Source organism: Proteus sp. fly-1008, assembly GCF_040140305.1.
Taxonomy (GTDB): domain Bacteria; phylum Pseudomonadota; class Gammaproteobacteria; order Enterobacterales; family Enterobacteriaceae; genus Proteus; species Proteus vulgaris_B.
This window is the reverse complement of sequence record NZ_JBEEWH010000003.1, coordinates 210,327-227,297: the sequence shown is the minus strand read 5'-3', so window position 1 is coordinate 227,297 and position 16,971 is coordinate 210,327. Positions and strand designations below refer to the sequence as shown.

General features: G+C 41.1%; 14 protein-coding genes. 11 read left to right on the top strand and 3 right to left on the bottom strand.

What is annotated here, in order from left to right; all coding sequences use genetic code 11:
• The 9 genes from murD (at position 1) to lpxC (ending at position 9,792) form a co-directional block, all read left to right on the top strand.
• Complete coding sequence (gene murD, locus ABN256_RS07560) at positions 1-1,311, top strand: UDP-N-acetylmuramoyl-L-alanine--D-glutamate ligase (protein WP_349439306.1); 1,311 nt, start codon at positions 1-3, stop codon at positions 1,309-1,311.
• On the top strand, positions 1,311-2,504 hold the full coding sequence (gene ftsW / locus ABN256_RS07555; protein WP_072069269.1) for a cell division protein FtsW: 1,194 nt from the start codon (positions 1,311-1,313) through the stop codon (positions 2,502-2,504). The genes murD and ftsW overlap by 1 nt, the downstream gene beginning before the upstream one ends.
• A complete protein-coding gene (gene murG / locus ABN256_RS07550; protein ID WP_197268962.1) occupies positions 2,501-3,583 on the top strand; it encodes an undecaprenyldiphospho-muramoylpentapeptide beta-N-acetylglucosaminyltransferase in 1,083 nt (360 codons plus the stop codon). The genes ftsW and murG overlap by 4 nt, the downstream gene beginning before the upstream one ends.
• A gap of 41 nt (positions 3,584-3,624) precedes the next feature.
• Positions 3,625-5,088, top strand: a complete 1,464-nt coding sequence (gene murC / locus ABN256_RS07545; protein WP_072069267.1) for a UDP-N-acetylmuramate--L-alanine ligase — start codon at positions 3,625-3,627, stop codon at positions 5,086-5,088.
• 5 nt (positions 5,089-5,093) lie between these two features.
• Positions 5,094-5,450 carry a hypothetical protein gene (locus ABN256_RS07540; RefSeq protein WP_196554009.1) on the top strand — a complete coding sequence of 119 codons (357 nt, stop codon included), beginning with the start codon at positions 5,094-5,096 and terminating at the stop codon, positions 5,448-5,450.
• A gap of 1 nt (position 5,451) precedes the next feature.
• Positions 5,452-6,237, top strand: coding sequence for a cell division protein FtsQ (gene ftsQ, locus ABN256_RS07535; protein ID WP_115350670.1), 786 nt, complete (start codon positions 5,452-5,454; stop codon positions 6,235-6,237).
• Between the two features lie 45 nt (positions 6,238-6,282).
• Positions 6,283-7,539, top strand: a complete 1,257-nt coding sequence (gene ftsA, locus ABN256_RS07530) for a cell division protein FtsA (RefSeq protein WP_006533748.1) — start codon at positions 6,283-6,285, stop codon at positions 7,537-7,539.
• 70 nt (positions 7,540-7,609) lie between these two features.
• Positions 7,610-8,776, top strand: coding sequence for a cell division protein FtsZ (ftsZ, locus tag ABN256_RS07525; protein WP_072069264.1), 1,167 nt, complete (start codon positions 7,610-7,612; stop codon positions 8,774-8,776).
• A 98-nt stretch (positions 8,777-8,874) separates the two neighbouring features.
• On the top strand, positions 8,875-9,792 hold the full coding sequence (lpxC, locus tag ABN256_RS07520) for a UDP-3-O-acyl-N-acetylglucosamine deacetylase (protein ID WP_036913397.1): 918 nt from the start codon (positions 8,875-8,877) through the stop codon (positions 9,790-9,792).
• A gap of 34 nt (positions 9,793-9,826) precedes the next feature.
• Here the strand turns inward: lpxC and ABN256_RS07515 are convergent, their stop codons facing one another.
• Complete coding sequence (locus tag ABN256_RS07515) at positions 9,827-10,342, bottom strand: DUF721 domain-containing protein (protein ID WP_196554010.1); 516 nt, start codon at positions 10,340-10,342, stop codon at positions 9,827-9,829.
• Positions 10,343-10,387: 45 nt separating this feature from the next.
• Between ABN256_RS07515 and secM the strand changes: the two genes are divergently transcribed.
• Both secM and secA read left to right on the top strand, forming a co-directional pair.
• Positions 10,388-10,915, top strand: a complete 528-nt coding sequence (gene secM / locus ABN256_RS07510) for a secA translation cis-regulator SecM (protein ID WP_115350669.1) — start codon at positions 10,388-10,390, stop codon at positions 10,913-10,915.
• A 99-nt stretch (positions 10,916-11,014) separates the two neighbouring features.
• Entirely contained in the window at positions 11,015-13,723 is a 2,709-nt protein-coding gene (gene secA / locus ABN256_RS07505) for a preprotein translocase subunit SecA (protein WP_115350668.1), read from the top strand.
• 108 nt (positions 13,724-13,831) lie between these two features.
• Here the strand turns inward: secA and cueR are convergent, their stop codons facing one another.
• Together cueR and ABN256_RS07495 are read right to left on the bottom strand one after the other, a co-directional pair.
• Positions 13,832-14,281: a Cu(I)-responsive transcriptional regulator gene (gene cueR, locus ABN256_RS07500; protein ID WP_115350667.1), complete on the bottom strand. Its 450-nt coding sequence runs from the start codon at positions 14,279-14,281 to the stop codon at positions 13,832-13,834.
• A gap of 110 nt (positions 14,282-14,391) precedes the next feature.
• Positions 14,392-16,881, bottom strand: coding sequence for a heavy metal translocating P-type ATPase (locus tag ABN256_RS07495; RefSeq protein ID WP_196554011.1), 2,490 nt, complete (start codon positions 16,879-16,881; stop codon positions 14,392-14,394).
• Between the last annotated feature and the right edge of the window lie 90 nt (positions 16,882-16,971).

The following is a 16,971-nucleotide window of genomic DNA, read 5'->3' as shown; positions in this document are numbered from 1 at the left end:
ATGGCAAATTATCAGGGAAAAAAAGTCGTTGTTGTTGGGCTTGGAATAACAGGCCTTTCCTGCGTTGACTTTTTTATCCGTCAAGGTGTTACACCTAAAGTGATTGATACGCGCCAAAAACCAGGAGGCTTAGATAAGCTTCCTATTGACGTTGAATATCATACAGGCAGTTTTCACCAAGCATGGCTTAATGATGCAGATTTAATTATCTCAAGTCCTGGTATTGCCCTTTCGACACCTGAGCTTGTTGAAGCTGCAAGTTATGGTGTCGAAATTGTGGGGGATATTGAACTATTTTGCCGCGAAGCAAAAGCACCTATTGTGGCTATCACAGGCTCTAACGGTAAAAGCACAGTCACAATGCTTGTGGGTGAAATGGCAAAAGCGGATGGCATTCGTGTTGGTGTTGGGGGGAATATAGGTGTTCCTGCACTGACTTTACTAACTGAGCCTCATGATCTTTATGTATTAGAACTATCAAGTTTTCAACTAGAAACCACATATAGTTTAAAAGCGGCAGCGGCAACAGTCTTAAATATTAGCGAAGATCATATGAATCGCTATCCATTAGGATTGGAACAATACCGTGAAGCGAAATTACGTATCTATGATAATGCCAATACCTACGTTTATAACCAAGATGACACACTCACATTACCTTTAGCGGGTAAAGATGGCCGTTGTGTCAGCTTTGGTGTAGGACAAGGCGATTATCAGCTTGATAACACGAACCGCGTCTTAAAAGTAAAAGGTGAAAAAGTTCTTTCAACGTCCGAAATGTATCTTTCAGGACAGCATAATTATACCAATGGACTTGCAGCATTGGCACTTGCTGATGCGGTAGGGATCACACGTAAAGCGGGATTGGGAGTACTGAAAAACTATCACGGCTTGGCTCACCGTTTTCAATTAGTTTATTCACATCAAAATGTACGTTGGATAAATGATTCTAAAGCAACTAATGTCGGTAGCACAGAAGCAGCCCTTCGTGGCTTAGACGTCGAAGGTACATTGCATCTTTTATTAGGAGGCGATGGAAAATCAGCCGATTTCACTGCTTTATTGCCTTATATCAGTGGCGGCAATATTCGTCTCTATTGCTTTGGACAAGACGGGCAAGCCCTAGCAAGTTTACGGCCAGATGTCTCTTTATTAACTGTGACAATGGAAGAGGCAATGCGTGCATTAGCCCCTACTGTTAAACCCGGGGATATGGTGTTGCTTTCACCTGCTTGCGCAAGTTTAGATCAATTTAAATGTTTTGAGCAACGTGGCGATGAATTTGCACGCTTGGCAAGGGAGCTTGGCTGATGAGCATATTCGCAATGCGAAGACTAAAACAGTGGTTAGTGGGCAGTTATCAAACTGAGAATACGGCGTTTGTACCGTATGATCGCACTTTGCTCTGGTTTACTTTCGGATTAGCGGTTATCGGTTTTGTCATGGTGACATCAGCTTCAATGCCAGTTGGTCAACGACTTGCAGAAGATCCTTTCTTATTTGCAAAGCGTGATGGGATTTACCTTATTGTGGCGTTTTGTATTGCGTTAGTCACTATGCGTATTCCTATGGCAATTTGGCAACGTTATAGCAGTTTAATGCTGTTTGGTTCAATACTACTTTTATTAGTGGTATTGGGCGTCGGAAGTTCGGTTAATGGTGCTTCACGTTGGATTGCTGTGGGTCCCTTAAACTTTCAACCTGCTGAATTATCAAAACTGGCTTTATTTTGTTACTTATCTAGCTACTTAGTTCGAAAAGTTGAAGAGGTCAGAAACAACTTTTGGGGTTTCTGTAAACCTATGGGTGTTATGTTAGTGCTGGCTGTTTTACTGTTATTGCAGCCAGACTTAGGTACCGTGGTCGTGTTGTTTGTTACCACATTGGCACTTTTATTTTTGGCGGGTGCTAAAATTTGGCAATTCTTAGCGATTATCGGTTCAGGTATTGCCGCTGTGGTTATGCTTATCATTGTTGAACCTTATCGTGTTCGCCGGATCACTTCTTTCTTAGAGCCTTGGGAAGATCCATTTGGTAGTGGTTATCAATTAACGCAATCTTTGATGGCATTTGGCCGAGGCGATTTGCTTGGGCAAGGTTTAGGAAACTCCGTACAAAAACTGGAATATTTACCAGAAGCACATACCGACTTTATTTTCTCCATTTTGGCAGAAGAACTTGGTTATATCGGTGTGGTTTTAGTGCTTTTAATGGTATTCTTCATCGCTTTTCGCGCGATGCAAATTGGGCGACGTGCATTGATGCTCGATCAACGCTTTTCAGGCTTTTTAGCGTGTTCAATCGGGATCTGGTTTACATTCCAATCATTGGTCAATGTAGGCGCGGCAGCAGGCATGTTACCAACGAAGGGATTAACTCTTCCTCTTATTAGTTACGGTGGTTCAAGTTTGATTATTATGTCAACAGCCATCGTGATGTTGTTACGAATAGATTATGAAACACGTCTAGCACAAGCTCAGGCGTTTGTAAGGAGCCCAAAATGAGCGAGCGTAGACGCCGTTTAATGGTAATGGCTGGTGGCACGGGCGGACACGTATTCCCCGGGCTAGCTGTTGCTCATTATCTACAATCCCAAGGTTGGGAAATCCGATGGTTAGGAACGGCGGATAGAATGGAAGCTGATTTAGTACCCAAACACGGTATTGATATTGAATTTATTCGCATTTCTGGCTTACGTGGTAAAGGTATTAAAGCATTAATAGCAGCGCCAATTCGTATTATTAAAGCTATTTTTCAGGCGCGTACCATTATGAAACGTTATCAACCTGATGCTGTACTTGGTATGGGCGGTTATGTTTCTGGCCCAGGTGGTGTAGCAGCTTGGATGTGTGGCATTCCTGTTATTTTACATGAACAAAATGGGATTGCTGGATTAACCAATCGTTGGCTATCCAAGATTGCTAAACGTGTATTGCAGGCTTTTCCTGGTGCATTTCCTAAAGCGCCTATTGTTGGGAATCCTGTACGTGAAGATGTGTTAGCGCTTGAAGCGCCATCGGTACGATTAAAAGAAAGATCCGGTCCCATTCGTGTGTTGATTATTGGTGGTAGCCAAGGAGCTCGAATTTTAAATCATACCTTGCCGGTGGTCGCTGGTTTGCTTGGTGAACATGTTACAATCTGGCATCAAGCTGGAAAAGGTGGCGAAAGTGATACAAAAACACGCTATCAGAATGAATTAGCAAAAAATTCAGTTAAATCTGAATATAAAGTTACTGAATTTATTGATGATATAGCGCAAGCTTACCAATGGGCTGATGTTGTTGTATGCCGTTCAGGTGCATTAACCGTCAGTGAAATTGCCGCTGCGGGATTACCCGCTATTTTTGTTCCCTTCCAGCACAAAGATAGGCAGCAATATTGGAATGCCCTGCCATTAGAAAAAGCAGGGGCTGCACGGATTATCGAGCAAAATGATTTAACTCCAGAAGTCATTGCACAAACCCTGAAGCAGTGGGATAGAGAAACATTGTTAGCGATGGCAGAAAAAGCAAAAAGTGTTGCGATTACGGATGCCACAGAGCGTGTAGCGAATGTGATAATCGAAGTGGCAAAAAAATAAACGTAACCTGTAACCATTAACTTAGAGTGAAGAAGTAAATAGTGAATACACAACAACTGGCAAAATTAAGATCGTTTGTGCCTGAAATGAGAAAAGTTAAGCATATTCACTTTATTGGCATCGGTGGTGCTGGTATGGGTGGGATTGCCGAAGTGCTAGCGAATGAAGGCTATGAAATCAGTGGTTCTGATTTAGCGCCAAATGCCGTTACACAACAGCTCGTTGCTTTGGGCGCAACTGTTTATTTTAATCACCGCCCTGAAAATATTCGTGGCGCTAGTGTTGTTGTGGTCTCGACTGCAATCAGTGCTGAGAATCCTGAAATTATTGCCGCGAGAGAGGCACGTATTCCAGTTATTCGTCGTGCTGAGATGTTGGCTGAATTAATGCGTTATCGTCATGGTGTGGCGATTGCAGGAACTCATGGTAAAACCACCACGACAGCAATGATTTCAAATATTTATGCACAAGCAGGATTAGATCCTACTTTTGTGAATGGCGGATTAGTTAAATCAGCAGGTACGCATGCTCGTTTAGGATGTAGCCGTTATTTAATCGCCGAAGCTGACGAAAGTGATGCGTCGTTTTTACATTTACAACCTATGGTGGCTGTCGTTACGAATATAGAAGCAGACCATATGGATACATATCACGGTAATTTTGACAATTTAAAAGAGACGTTTATTACCTTTTTGCACAATTTACCGTTTTATGGTCGTGCAGTGATGTGTCTTGATGATGATGTTATCCGTTCTATCATCCCTAAAGTTGGTCGTTATATTACGACTTACGGGTTTAGTGAAGATGCAGACGTTCGAATTACACATTATGAACAAAAAGGTGCTCAAGGCTTCTTCACTATTTCTCGTGAAGATATGCCTGATTTACAAGTTGTATTAAATGCGCCTGGTCGTCATAACGCATTAAATGCCACTGCAGCTGTGGCGGTTGCTACTGAAGAAGGTATTGCTGACGAACATATTTTAGCAGCATTACTTAACTTCCAAGGTACGGGGCGCCGTTTCGACTTCTTAGGTAATTACGGCCTTGAACATGTTAATGGTCAAGAAGGTGAGGTGATGTTAGTCGATGATTATGGCCATCACCCAACAGAAGTTGACGCAACGATTAAAGCAGCGAGAGCTGGTTGGCCAGATAAACGTCTAGTCATGATTTTCCAACCGCATCGTTATACGCGTACACGTGATTTGTATGAGGACTTTGCTACGGTTCTCAACCAAGTTGATATTTTATTATTAACAGATGTTTATTCTGCCGGAGAAACTCCGATTGCAGGTGCAGATAGTCGCTCACTTTGTCGAACAATTCGCCAGCGTGGCAAGCTAGATCCTATCTGGGTATCTGATGTCGATAATATTTCATCAATATTAGCGGGTGTATTAACAGATAATGATCTTGTTTTAGTTCAAGGTGCTGGAAATATTGGTAAAATAGCGCGTCGCTTAGCAGATACGAAACTACAGCCATCTTTAAGCGAGGATTAAGACGGATGTTTGAGCAAGTGAGCATCATTTATGGTGAAATAGGTAATCAACTCGCTGTAATGATGAGGTGTTATGAGAAAAATAGCACTGTATTGGCGAAAAAAATAAATGAGAATTCGCTTGCTCAAAACCATGTTGAGAAAAAATTTCAGTTAAAAAGTAAGAAAAATGCAGAAAAATTCGCAATTTCTTCTTTTAAAGTAAATAATTCTCAACAGATTGAACAATTTAGTGATTTAATTATCAAACCTAAAGGTGTTCATAAAGTATATATATGTAGGAAAAGTATTAATCGAAGGAACATCGGACAAAAGGATGGGCGATTCTCTGGTTTAAACGTTGCTCAGGAGTTAGTGGGTTAATATGTCACAAGCAGCGCTAAATATAAAAGAACACAAAGAGAAACAGCATTCTGACAGACCGAGTAATGGTACTTATTTATCAGGATTAATTTTTTTCTTATGTGTGATTGCCACTATTGTTTGGGGTGGAATACAAGTAGTTAACTGGATGAAAGATGCAAATCGTCTTCCTATCTCAAAACTTGTATTAACCGGTGAGAGGCATTACACAACAAATGATGATGTGCGTCAGGCGATTTTATCTTTAGGGCAGCCAGGCACATTTATGACACAGGATGTGAATATCATTCAGCAACAAATTGAGCGTATGCCATGGATTAGGCAAGTCACTGTGCGTAAACAGTGGCCTGATGAGCTTAAAATCCATCTGGTAGAGTATGTTCCCTTTACTCGCTGGAATGATACTTACTTTCTTGATAAAGAAGGGCGTGTTTTCAGCTTGCCAACGCAATTGGAAACCAAAGGTAATTACCCTTTGTTATATGGCCCTCAAGGAAGTGAAAAAATGGTGTTATCAGGTTATGTGGCAATGAGAGATCAACTTCTTGCAAGTAATCTGAATTTAAAAGCAGCGTCAATGTCTGCACGTCAAGGATGGCAATTAGTTTTAGACAATGATGTCCGATTGGAGTTAGGTCGTAAGGATAACGAAAAACGGATCGCTCGCTTTATTGAGTTGTATCCGATACTGCAACAAGAAACAGATAAACGAGTTGATTATGTTGATCTGCGTTATGACAGTGGTGGTGCAGTCGGATGGGCTCCTTTATTACTTGAGAATGAATAAACAAGACGTGGCAGATGACACGATGAAGGCGAAGGCAGAACAATAATGATCAAAGCGACGGACAGAAAATTAGTAGTTGGTCTTGAGATTGGTACGGCCAAAGTAGCCACCCTTGTCGGTGAGATCCTGCCTGATGGTGTTGTAAATATTATTGGGGTAGGAAGTTGTCCATCTCGAGGCATGGATAAAGGTGGCGTTAACGATCTTGAATCCGTCGTAAAATGTGTGCAACGGGCGGTAGATCAGGCTGAATTGATGGCTGACTGTCAAATATCTTCAGTATATTTGGCGTTATCAGGCAAGCATATCAGTTGCCAAAATGAGATTGGTATGGTGCCAATTTCAGAAGAAGAAGTGACTCAAGATGATGTTGATAGCGTGGTTCATACTGCGAAATCCGTCAAAGTAAAAGATGAACATCGGGTTTTACATGTTATACCGCAAGAGTATGCCATTGATTATCAAGAAGGGATCAAAAACCCTGTTGGATTGTCGGGTGTACGTATGCAAGCTAAAGTTCATTTAATTACCTGCCATAACGATATGGCAAAGAATATTGTAAAAGCAGTTGAACGCTGTGGATTAAAAGTGGATCAACTGATTTTTGCGGGACTAGCTTCAAGTTTCGCTGTATTGACAGAAGATGAACGTGAACTTGGTGTGTGTGTTGTTGATATTGGTGGCGGTACGATGGACATCGCCATTTATACTGGTGGAGCATTAAGACACACTCGCGTTATTCCTTATGCTGGCAATGTGGTAACAAGTGATATCGCTTATGCGTTTGGTACACCCCCAAATGACGCTGAAGCTATCAAAGTTCGCCATGGTTGTGCATTAGGCTCTTTAGTTGGTAAAGATGAAAATGTCGAAGTTCCTAGTGTCGGAGGCAGGCCACCAAGAAGTCTGCAACGACAAACTCTTGCTGAGGTGATTGAGCCTCGTTATACCGAATTGCTCAATCTTGTTAATGAAGAGATTTTAAAAGTTCAAGAACAATTACGCCAGCAAGGGATTAAGCATCATTTAGCTGCAGGTATTGTGCTAACAGGTGGTGCTGCACAGATTGATGGACTTGTTGAATGTGCTCAACGTGTTTTTCACACGCAAGTACGGATCGGTAAACCGTTAAATATTACCGGGCTAACAGATTATGCGCAGGATCCCTACTACTCAACAGCGGTTGGGCTTTTGCATTACGGTAAAGAATCCCACTTTGGTGAGGAAACAGAAACCGAAAAACGCTCTGCTGTCAGTGGTTTGTTTAAGAAACTTACCGGCTGGCTGAAAAGAGAGTTTTAATAATCAGACAAATTTAAAAAGAGGTCGTTTGAGCAAGCGACTCTGAGAAGGCACAAAACGGAGAGAAATTATGTTTGAACCTATGGAATTAACCAACGATGCGGTGATCAAAGTCATCGGCGTTGGTGGCGGCGGCGGTAATGCGGTTGAGCACATGGTTCGTGAACGTATTGAAGGCGTAGATTTCTTTGCAGTCAATACGGATGCTCAAGCGCTACGTAAAACAGCGGTCGGACAAACTATCCAAATTGGTAATGCCATTACGAAAGGCTTAGGTGCAGGTGCAAACCCTGAAGTGGGTCGTAATGCCGCAGAAGAAGACCGTGAAGCGTTGCGTGCAGCGCTTGAAGGTGCCGATATGGTCTTTATCGCAGCAGGTATGGGTGGTGGTACGGGTACAGGTGCCGCACCAGTTGTTGCTGAAGTTGCTAAAGAGTTAGGCATTTTGACCGTTGCTGTAGTAACTAAGCCTTTTAATTTTGAAGGCAAAAAACGTATGGCATTTGCGGAACAAGGTATTACTGAGCTATCAAAGCATGTTGACTCATTAATCACTATTCCTAATGACAAATTATTAAAAGTATTGGGTCGAGGAATTTCATTATTAGATGCGTTTGGCGCGGCTAATGATGTCTTAAAAGGCGCAGTTCAAGGTATCGCTGAGCTAATCACTCGCCCAGGTTTAATGAACGTTGACTTTGCTGACGTAAGAACCGTGATGTCTGAAATGGGTTATGCCATGATGGGCTCTGGTGCTGCTAAAGGTGAAGATCGCGCTGAAGAAGCTGCAGAAATGGCGATTTCAAGCCCATTATTGGAAGATATCGACCTGTCTGGTGCGCGTGGTGTGTTAGTCAACATTACCGCTGGCTTTGACTTGCGTCTTGATGAATTTGAAACAGTGGGTAATACCATTCGTGCATTTGCATCAGATAACGCGACTGTGGTTATTGGTACATCCCTTGACCCAGAAATGAATGATGAACTGCGTGTAACTGTCGTTGCAACAGGTATCGGCATGGACAAACGTCCAGAAATTACGCTGGTAACGAATAAGCAAAATCAGCAAAGCGCAATGGAGAATCGTTATCAGCAAATGCAAAATAGCATGTCTTCTTTTACTGCTGTAGAAGAAAGCAAGCCAGCAGCAAAAGCAGTTAACGAACAATCTACTCAGGCGAATAAAGAGCCCGATTATTTAGATATCCCTGCGTTCCTGAGAAAACAGGCTGATTAATCGCCAAAAAGATTGGCATCTCCGCTTTTTGTGCTAAACTGTCCTGCCAATTATAAGTATAATAATTGGTAGGACGGATAACATTGCGAGATAAAATGATGATCAAACAACGGACATTAAAACGAATTGTACAAGCAACTGGTGTGGGTCTTCACACGGGTAAAAAAGTTACGCTTACAATGCGTCCGGCGCCAGCAAATACTGGGGTCATCTACCGTCGTACTGATTTAAATCCACCGGTGGATTTTCCAGCAGACGCAAAATCAGTTCGTGACACTATGCTATGTACTTGCTTAGTTAACGAAGATGATGTGCGTATATCAACCGTTGAGCATTTAAACGCAGCACTGGCTGGTTTAGGCATTGATAATATCGTAATTGAAGTGAATGCACCTGAAATTCCAATTATGGATGGAAGTGCAGCACCTTTTGTTTTCTTGTTACTTGATGCGGGTATTGAAGAACTTCGTACTGCGAAGAAATTCATTCGTATCAAAGAAACAGTACGTGTAGAAGATGGTGATAAATGGGCAGAAATGCGTCCATACAATGGATTTAAATTAGATTTTACTATCGATTTTAATCATCCAGCCATTGATGCAAGTACACAGCGTTATAAATTAGATTTCTCTGCTGAATCCTTCATGAGCCAAATTAGTCGTGCTCGTACTTTTGGATTTATGCGTGATATTGAATATCTGCAATCTAAAGGATTGTGTTTAGGCGGAAGCTTCGATTGTGCGATTGTGGTTGATGACTATCGTGTTCTCAACGATGATGGACTGCGTTTTGAAGATGAATTTGTTCGTCACAAAATGTTGGATGCAATCGGTGATTTATTTATGTGTGGCTATAACATTATCGGTGAATTCACCGCGTTTAAATCAGGTCACGCATTAAACAATAAATTACTCCAAGCTGTATTAGCAAAAGAATCTGCATGGGAATTCGTCACATTTGAAGACGAAGCACAAATGCCAGTGGCATTTAAAGCTCCCTCAATGGTTTTTGCTTAATTTCAGCGATGGAAAGCACGTTAATTATCTCTAATTAACGTTCATCTTTGGTTGCACTTGTACTCTCTCCGGCAAGTGCAGCCAACCGCTCTAATTTCTCTCTTAACTTCTTCGGACTTTTCTGCGCCAAATACTTTAATGATTGAGCACTTTCTAAACTCAAGTGACGTTTCTTTGTAGGCTCTTGTTCTTTTAATGATGATATTAAAGATCTTTTTTCCGGTTTTATTCCTAAAGTCGGATTAATTTTGATGTCTATTGAGGATAAGGATGGTAAAATTTCTTGTCTTAATGCAGAAAGTAATGATGGAGTTTCATAACGTAATCGTGTTAACCAACTTGCGTTTGCTACTTCAATAATTAAAATAGCATTGCGATAATTTGCGACACGGCATTTATCTTGTAAAGGAACAGGCAAAAGAGCCATGACGGCGCGATTTAATTTTAGTAAAATCGTTGCACGCTGTTGTATGAGTTGTAATGTATTCTTATTGGAACCTTCAAGTTCTATGAAGATTTTTTCCAATGATTGTGGGTAACTATCCCGCATAGATTTTGACTCCACAAAATAAAAATTAATGAGCAACAAAGGTTAATGAGCATTATAAGTTTTTGGCGACAGTTTGGCAGGCGATATTTTTGGTCGCATCTGCTTTTAGGGATGGTAGCAGCAGGTATCGGAATACCTTCGCTGTTGTCTGCTCATGCCGAAAATCCACAGCAAACAGATACACCTTCTTCTCAAAATCGTCAAAGTCAGGCACTCATTGCGTTTGACAATTTATTCTTACGTCAAAGTGTACAGAATCCTGCCTCATCCTTCACCTTTAATTACTGGCAACAGCATGCAGTAAAAAATGTTATTAAACAGCTTTCTTTTGCGTTCACCATTAATTCTCCTGAATTGATGGTCAAAGCCAAAGATGAGCCGTCTCCGGTTTCCAATGTTGCAGAGGTCATGCTTGATACTCTGTATGCGTTATTAACAGACACATCATCAACCGCATTAACTCATTTGCCGCTTTCTGGCTATGCTTTAGCACAGAATACCACTTCTTATCATACCGGATTGTGGCTTGCACAAATCCGTGGGATCCGCGCTGGACCTTACCTAACCGCTTAATTGAGTCACTTAATCTAATAAGATTATGATTATCTCTGTGAATACATAAAACAGAGGCTTTTTTCGGCGTTTTCACGCCATAAATGAGAATAAAGATTTATGTTAGGTAAAATTGTAACCAAAATTTTTGGTAGCCGTAATGATCGTTCTATCCGCCGTATGCGCAAAGTCGTCGTTGAAATTAATAAACTAGAGCCAGAATTTGAAAAACTGACTGATGATGAGTTAAAAGCAAAAACAGATGAGTTTCGTGAGCGCTTAAAAAAGGGTGAAAAAGAGGAAGATATTTTACCCGAAGCGTTTGCAACTGTTCGTGAAGCAAGTAAACGTGTCTTTGGTATGCGCCATTTCGATGTGCAGCTAATCGGTGGCATGGTGCTAAATGAACGTTGTATTGCTGAGATGCGCACAGGTGAAGGTAAAACATTAACTGCAACATTACCGGCGTATTTAAATGCGTTATCAGGTAAAGGAGTTCACGTTGTTACCGTCAATGACTACTTGGCACAACGTGACGCTGAAAATAACCGTCCTTTATTTGAATTCTTAGGATTAAGCGTTGGCATCAACCTACCGAATATGGCACCACCAGTAAAACGTGAAGCCTATAACGCAGACATCACTTACGGTACTAACAACGAATTTGGTTTTGACTATCTACGTGACAACATGGCGTTTAGCCCACAAGAGCGTGTTCAACGTAAATTACACTACGCATTAGTGGATGAGGTTGACTCAATCTTAATCGATGAAGCGCGTACACCTCTGATCATTTCAGGCCCAGCAGAAGACAGCTCTGAGCTTTATATCCAAATGAACAAAGTGATCCCTCATTTGGTTTCTCAAGAAAAAGAAGATTCAGATACTTTCCAAGGCGAAGGTGATTACTCTGTTGATGAAAAAACGCGTCAAGTGAATATCACAGAACGTGGTTTGGTTAAGATTGAAGGATTATTAGCAGATGCGGGCATGATGAAAGAAGGCGAGTCTTTATACTCACCAGCTAATATTATGTTAATGCACCATGTGACAGCAGCATTGCGTGCTCATGCTCTGTTTACCAAAGACGTTGACTACATTGTTAAAGATGGTGAAGTTATCATTGTTGACGAACATACTGGTCGTACAATGCAAGGTCGTCGTTGGTCCGATGGTTTACACCAAGCGGTTGAAGCAAAAGAAGGTGTGAAGATCCAAAATGAGAACCAAACATTAGCATCAATCACATTCCAGAACTATTTCCGTTTATACGAAAAATTAGCAGGGATGACGGGTACTGCGGATACTGAAGCGTTTGAGTTTAACTCTATCTATCGTTTAGAAACGATTGTTATTCCAACTAACCGCCCAATGGTGCGTAAAGATCTACCTGACTTAGTTTATATGAATGAACAAGGTAAATTTGCAGCTATTATCGAAGATATTCGTGAGCGCACCAAGAATGGCCAACCTGTACTTGTTGGTACTATCTCAATTGAAAAGTCAGAAGAAATCTCTAATGCATTAACGAAGGCGAATGTTCACCATAACGTGCTGAATGCGAAATTCCACGCAATGGAAGCGGATATTATTGCTAACGCAGGTTTACCTTCAGCGGTAACTATCGCAACTAACATGGCAGGTCGTGGTACTGATATCGTGTTAGGGGGAAGCTGGCAAACTGAAGTGGCTAAACTTGAAGAGCCAACTGAAGAGCAAATTGAAGAAATCAAAGCCAAATGGAAAGAGCGCCATGACGCAGTATTAGCTTCAGGTGGTTTACATATCATTGGTACTGAACGTCACGAATCTCGTCGTATTGATAACCAGTTACGTGGTCGTGCGGGTCGTCAAGGTGATGAAGGTTCTTCTCGTTTCTATTTATCTATGGAAGACTCCTTAATGCGTATTTTTGCTTCAGATAAAGTATCTGGCATGATGCGTAAATTAGGTATGAATGAAACCGAAGCGATTGAGCATCCTTGGGTAACTAAAGCAATTGCAAATGCGCAACGTAAAGTAGAAAACCGCAACTTTGATATTCGTAAGCAATTGCTTGAATATGATGATGTAGCTAATGACCAACGTCGTGCAATCTACACTCAACGTAACGAATTACTGGATGTGGCAGACGTAAGCGAAACTATTGACAGCATTCGTCAAGATGTCTTCACTACAATGATCGACAACTACATTCCACCTCAATCATTGGAAGAAATGTGGGATATCGAAGGTTTAACGGCATGTCTACAAAAAGACTTTGATTTAAATTTACCAATCAAAGAATGGTTAGATAAAGAGCCTGAGTTACACGAAGAAACATTACGTGAACGTATTTTAGAAAAATCTATCGAAGTCTATAAAGCGAAAGAAGAAATCGTTAGTGCTGAAATGATGCGTAACTTTGAAAAAGGCGTGATGTTACAAACGCTAGATTCATTGTGGAAAGAACACTTGGCAGCGATGGATTACTTGCGTCAAGGTATCCACTTACGTGGTTATGCACAAAAAGATCCAAAACAAGAGTACAAACGTGAATCGTTCGCAATGTTTGCTAATATGCTGGAATCACTAAAATATGAAGTGATTAGCACACTAAGCAAAGTCCAAGTTCGTTTACCAGAAGAAGTTGAAGAGTTAGAACGTCGCCGTCGTGAAGAAGCAGAACGTCTGGCAAAACAACAGCAGTTAAGCCATGAAGTGACAAAAGAATCTCAAATGTCAGCGGTTGATGGTCAAGTGGCTGCAGGTAAAAAAGTGGGTCGTAATGAACCATGTCCTTGTGGATCAGGTAAGAAATTTAAACATTGTCATGGTCAATTAGGTTAATTGACGTATTGATAATAATAGCTATTTAATTGAGCTTTTAATAAAAAATCCCGCTGAGTTGGACTGGAGTCAGTTCATAATAAGCGGGATTTTTTTATCATAAATAAATTAGATTGAAGAACGAAGGTGAGAGAGATGGCTTTTGGTTGTGCCCTTTTCAGACGTCGCTTTGGGTGCTGCTAATCCTGCAATAATCGGGCAATCTGGATTATTGTCACCTTGGCAATCTTTTGCTAAATGTTCTAGTGTTTGTGTCATCTGCTGAAGTTCAGCTATTTTACGGTTAAGCTCTTCAATATGAGAAATGGCTATGGATTTCACATCTGCGCTAGCTCGTTCTCTGTTGTTCCATAAAACTAATAACGTTGATATTTGTTCGGTTGAAAAGCCAAGTGCCCGTGAATGGCGAATAAAACGAAAGCAAGCCACATCAGCTTCACTGTAATCTCGATAACCCGCATCAGTACGAATGGCTTTGGGAATTAAACCAATTTGTTCATAATAACGGATCATTTTGCTGGAAATACCGGATTTTTTTGCTGCTTGACCAATATTCATCATGTTTTCCTTATTAGAATAATGAAGCGTGCTTTTATAAGTAAAGGATAGTCGCTTTATATTATTGAGCCAGACTCGTATTGAGTCTGGCTATAGAGATAATCTATCTATTAATGATTTTTTATTGGTGCTTGAAAGCGTTTTAGTCTTAGTGCGTTACCTAATACAAACACACTGGAAAGTGCCATAGCACCGGCAGCAATAATTGGTGAAAGTAGCATGCCATTAATAGGGTAAAGCATGCCTGCTGCTACTGGAATTAATAATGCGTTATAGGCAAATGCCCAGAATAAATTTTGTTTGATATTACGAATGGTTGCTTGGCTTAAGGCAATGGCATCAACTACACCTCGTAAATCACCAGACATTAGCACCACATCAGCAGCTTCAATGGCAACATCGGTTCCTGTGCCAATTGCCAATCCAACGTCAGCTTGTGCTAGAGCAGGAGCATCATTGATACCATCACCAACAAAAGCAACTTTGGCACCTTTAAGACTAAATTGTTTTAATGCTTCCACTTTTCCATCAGGAAGCACTTCAGCGGCTATCTCATCAATATCTAACTGTTTTGCAATCGCTATTGCTGTTGCTTTATTATCACCGGTGATCATTGCGACTCTAAGGCCTAAGTCATGTAAGGCTTTAATGGCTTCTGGCGTTGTCTCTTTGATTGGGTCGGCAACGGCAATAATTGCAGCAAGGCGCCCATCAATCGCTGTATACAGCGGGCTTTTACCTTGTTCACCTAACTTTTGGGCTGATGAAATAAAGTGACTGACATCTAATCCAAGTTGCTTCATAAAACGATCAGCCCCTACAGATACCGTTCTTCCTCCCACTTTTGCACTGACACCAAAGCCAGGTACTGCTTCAAAGTTTTCAACTGTTTTGAGTGTTAACTCAGCCTCTTTAGCTGCATTTACAATCGCTTCTGCTATTGGATGTTCGGAATATGTTTCAATTGCTGCGACCAAACTTAAGACTTCGTTATATTCAAAACCTTCAGCTGGAATTAAATCTGTCAACTCAGGTTTGCCTTTGGTTAATGTGCCTGTTTTATCAAGTGCGACAACATTGACATCACGTAAGGCTTGTAAGGCTTCACCTTTACGGAAAAGAATACCCATTTCAGCCGCCCGACCTGTCCCAACCATAATGGATGTGGGGGTTGCTAAGCCCATTGCGCATGGACAGGCAATAATTAATACAGCAACGGCATTAATTAGCGCGAAAGTTAATGCAGGCTCTGGGCCAAAAGCTAACCAAATAAAGAATGTAATTGTGGCAATTAACATCACTGCAGGCACAAACCACATAGTGACTTTATCGACAAGTGCTTGAATAGGAAGTTTAGAACCTTGTGCTTCTTCCACTAAGCGAATAATTTGAGCCAAAACAGTATTTGAGCCAACTTTGGTTACTTTAAAACTAAAAGCACCTGTTTTATTAATCGTGCCACCAACAACGTCAGAGCCAATCTCTTTCGATACAGGAATGGGTTCACCAGTTATCATGCTTTCATCAACGTAAGAATTACCTTCAACAATTTCACCATCAACGGGTATTTTTTCTCCGGGGCGGACAAAAACGATATCACCCATTACAACCTGATCGAGTGGAATTTCTAAGGTTTGATTGTTACGAGATACACGCGCTGTTTTTGCTTGTAGACCCACTAAACGTTTAATTGCTTGGGAAGTATTTCCTTTTGCTTTAGCCTCAAGTGTACGACCTAATAAGATCAAGGTCACAATGACTACGGCTGCTTCAAAATAGATATTTGCTGTACCTGCGGGTAAAACTTGAGGAATAAAGGTTGATACCACAGAATATCCGTAAGCGGCTGCTGTACCGACAGATACCAATGAGTTCATATCTGGAGCACCACGTAATAATGCAGGTATTCCTTTTTGGAAAAAGCGTAAGCCGGGGCCAAACATAACAATGGTGGCAAGGATAAATTGAATATACCAATTTAATTGTTGGCCAAGTATTTGTGTCACCCAACCATGTACACCAGGAATAAAATGCGATCCCATTTCAATGATAAAAACGGGTAGGGTGAATATTGTGGCAATAAGTAATGCACGACGTAATGAGCGCTCTTCTTTTTGGCGACGCTCCTCACTGATATCACGAATATTATCTCGATTATCTGATAAACGACGTGGTTTATATCCAGCATGTACAACAGCGGCTTCTAAATCAGTGATAGATACTACACCAGATAAATGACGTACACGAGCACGCTCTGTGGCAAGATTAACGGTGGCTTCTAATACACCAGAAACTTGCGATAATGCTTTTTCAACACGACCAACACAAGAAGCGCAGGTCATTTCTTCAATCGCCAATTCGGTAATTTCTTCTGGTACTTTATAACCAGAATGCTCAATGGCAGTAACGGCAATGATAGGATTTGGCGTGTTAGTAAATGTGATATCAGCACGTTCAGTGGCTAGATTCACAACGGCATCTTGTATTTCAGGCACCGCTTTTAATGCTCGTTCAACACGACCAACACATGAAGCACATGTCATGCCTTCCACAGGTAAGCTCAGCCGATTGGCAGAGGATAACGTTGTCTTCGTATTCATTAAAATTCCCCTCTTAAATATGGTATGAAATAAAGCTTAGGCTTTACCATTAGGGGAAGGTCAAGGGTTGTATGTTAATTTGTTTTTTAC

Bases quoted from the DNA above. Each gene is read 5' to 3' on its own strand.
- murD (WP_349439306.1), top strand. From the start codon at position 1: ATGGCAAATTATCAGGGAAAAAAAGTCGTTGTTGTTGGGCTTGGAATA.
- ftsW (WP_072069269.1), top strand. From the start codon at position 1,311: ATGAGCATATTCGCAATGCGAAGACTAAAACAGTGGTTAGTGGGCAGT.
- murG (WP_197268962.1), top strand. From the start codon at position 2,501: ATGAGCGAGCGTAGACGCCGTTTAATGGTAATGGCTGGTGGCACGGGC.
- ABN256_RS07540 (WP_196554009.1), top strand. From the start codon at position 5,094: ATGTTTGAGCAAGTGAGCATCATTTATGGTGAAATAGGTAATCAACTC.
- ftsQ (WP_115350670.1), top strand. From the start codon at position 5,452: ATGTCACAAGCAGCGCTAAATATAAAAGAACACAAAGAGAAACAGCAT.
- ftsA (WP_006533748.1), top strand. From the start codon at position 6,283: ATGATCAAAGCGACGGACAGAAAATTAGTAGTTGGTCTTGAGATTGGT.
- ftsZ (WP_072069264.1), top strand. From the start codon at position 7,610: ATGTTTGAACCTATGGAATTAACCAACGATGCGGTGATCAAAGTCATC.
- lpxC (WP_036913397.1), top strand. From the start codon at position 8,875: ATGATCAAACAACGGACATTAAAACGAATTGTACAAGCAACTGGTGTG.
- ABN256_RS07515 (WP_196554010.1), bottom strand. From the start codon at position 10,342: ATGCGGGATAGTTACCCACAATCATTGGAAAAAATCTTCATAGAACTT.
- secM (WP_115350669.1), top strand. From the start codon at position 10,388: ATGAGCATTATAAGTTTTTGGCGACAGTTTGGCAGGCGATATTTTTGG.
- secA (WP_115350668.1), top strand. From the start codon at position 11,015: ATGTTAGGTAAAATTGTAACCAAAATTTTTGGTAGCCGTAATGATCGT.
- cueR (WP_115350667.1), bottom strand. From the start codon at position 14,281: ATGAATATTGGTCAAGCAGCAAAAAAATCCGGTATTTCCAGCAAAATG.
- ABN256_RS07495 (WP_196554011.1), bottom strand. From the start codon at position 16,881: ATGAATACGAAGACAACGTTATCCTCTGCCAATCGGCTGAGCTTACCT.